Origin of the sequence: Flavobacterium psychrophilum DSM 3660 = ATCC 49418 (genome assembly GCF_002217405.1) — a bacterium.
Lineage (GTDB): Bacteria > Bacteroidota > Bacteroidia > Flavobacteriales > Flavobacteriaceae > Flavobacterium > Flavobacterium psychrophilum.
Window position 1 is genome coordinate 1 of the sequence record NZ_MUHE01000004.1, and the last position, 2,086, is coordinate 2,086.

A 2,086-nucleotide genomic window follows, 5' to 3' on the forward strand; every position below is an offset into this window, starting at 1 on the left:
ACAGAATTAGGAATTGTAACTGATGTTAAACCAGAACAATCTGCAAAAGCATCCTTTCCAATAGTAGTCACAGAATTAGGAATTGTAACTGATATTAAGCTAGAACATCTTTCAAAAGCAGAATTTCCAATAGTAGTCACAGAGTTAGGAATGCTAACCGATGTCAAGGTATTACACTCTTGAAAAGCAATTTCTTTAATATAAGTCACGGCGTAGTTTTTTGAATTATAAACGACTGTTTCTGGTATTTCCGCTACTCCACTAAAATAAGGGTTCTTAGCGACGCTAACAGTAAAGGGCGCTGTTGAAGAAGTAACAGTATAATTTATACGGTTTGCTGTAAAATCTTGTGCTATTCCTAAAAAAGGAATTAAAATGACAAATAATAATTTTCTCATGTTTTTTGTTTTTAATTAAAAAATTATGGGGTTTACAAAAATAAGCTAGATTTAGAATAAATACAAATAATACTTTGTTTTTTTGAGATTGGTCTTTAAGTAGGTGTTGTTTCTATGTGCCTACAATTGTCTGATTTTGCTGTTCTTTTTGTTGTTTTTTAGCCGTTGTATTTGGCTTTGCAAACGATTAATTAGGTGCTAAAATTCATTAAAATATTGGTTAATATTCTTTTTTTATTTAGAAGCTTTTTTTATATAATGTTATGAATAGAAAAAGGTTAGCCGTTTGAAGCTAACCTTTTATTGTATAAAATATTTTTTTAAAATTACTGAACAATAATTGTTTTTGTTGCCTTACCTTGGTTTGTTATTGCTTCTACAAAATAATTGCCTTTTGGAAAGCTTGAAACATTTATTTCTGAATGATTAGTTGTTTTTATTAACTGCCCTAATGTGTTGTAAAAATTCACTTTTTCTAATTGTAAGCCCTCTTGTAAGGCTATGTTTAAAGTTTCTGAAGCAGGGTTTGGGTATATTTTTAAAGCACTTTCTATTGCAAATGAATGATTAGAAAGTAAACTACCAGAAATAGGGCTAAAATCTTTCCAAACAGCGGCTGCCTTATAAGTAACTTCAGTACCGGCAGGGACATTTAAAGCACATTTTGATGTGTTAATATCTTCAAAACAATGTTTGCCAACAATATTTAAAGGTGTTGTGATATAGCAATTTACTGTGGATAGACGATCGCAATTGCTAAAAACAGAATTTTCAATAGAAGTCACAGAATTAGGAATTGTAACTGATGTTAAACCAGAACAGCGTGCAAAAGACCCATCTCCAATAGTAGTCACAGAATTAGGGATGATAATCGATTGTAGCTTGTGACAATTGCTAAAAGCAAGAGGTTTAATAGAATTAACAGAGTTTCCAATCCTAGCAGCCGTTAGGTTTCCACATTCATAAAAAGCAGCCTTTCCAATAACAGTCACAGAATTAGGTATGGTAACTGATGTCAAGGTATTACAATACTCAAAAGCATCCTCTCCAATAGCAGTCACAATATAGTTTTTTGAATTATAAGTTACTATTTCTGGTATTTCTGCTGCTCCAGTAAAATTAGCGTTTCTAGCTACCTTAACAGTAAAAGGAGCTGTTGAAGAAGTAACAGTATATTTTATACGGTTTGCTGTAAAAGTTTGTGCTATTCCTAAAAAAGGAATTAAAATGACAAATAATAATTTTCTCATGTTTTTTGTTTTAAATTATTGTATAATAATTGTTTTTGTTGCCTTACCTTGGTTTGTCATTACTTCTACAAAGTAATTGCCTTTTGCAAAGCTTGAAACATTTATTTCTGAATGATTAGTTGTTTTTATTAACTGGCCTAATGTGTTATAAAAATTCACTTTTTCTAATTGTAAGCCCTCTTGTAAGACTATGTTTAAAATTTCTGAAACAGGGTTTGGGTATATTTTTAAAGCACTTTCTATTGCAAATGAATGATTAGAAAGTAAATTAGCAGAAATAGGGCTGAAATTTCTCCAAACCGCGGCTGCCTGATAAACGGCTTGAGTACCAGTAGGAACAGTTAAAGCACAGTTTGACTGAGTAACATTACCGAAGACATTTGCATTAATAACTAAAGGCATTGTAATGTAGCAGTTTACTGATGTTAAACCAGAACA

Annotated in this window: 3 protein-coding genes; all 3 read right to left on the reverse strand. The window is 31.2% G+C overall.

Annotated features, from left to right (window positions below):
* A partial coding sequence (locus B0A57_RS00460) for a leucine-rich repeat domain-containing protein (RefSeq protein WP_133062898.1) occupies positions 1-398 on the reverse strand: 398 nt, incomplete at its 3' end.
* 326 nt (positions 399-724) lie between these two features.
* Positions 725-1,648 carry a leucine-rich repeat domain-containing protein gene (locus B0A57_RS00465; protein ID WP_038465867.1) on the reverse strand — a complete coding sequence of 308 codons (924 nt, stop codon included), beginning with the start codon at positions 1,646-1,648 and terminating at the stop codon, positions 725-727.
* A 15-nt stretch (positions 1,649-1,663) separates the two neighbouring features.
* On the reverse strand, positions 1,664-2,086 hold a 423-nt coding region (locus B0A57_RS12290), incomplete at its 5' end, for a T9SS type A sorting domain-containing protein (RefSeq protein WP_133062899.1).

Excerpts from the sequence above, each read along its gene's own strand:
- B0A57_RS00465 (WP_038465867.1), bottom strand. The coding sequence starts at position 1,648 with ATGAGAAAATTATTATTTGTCATTTTAATTCCTTTTTTAGGAATAGCA.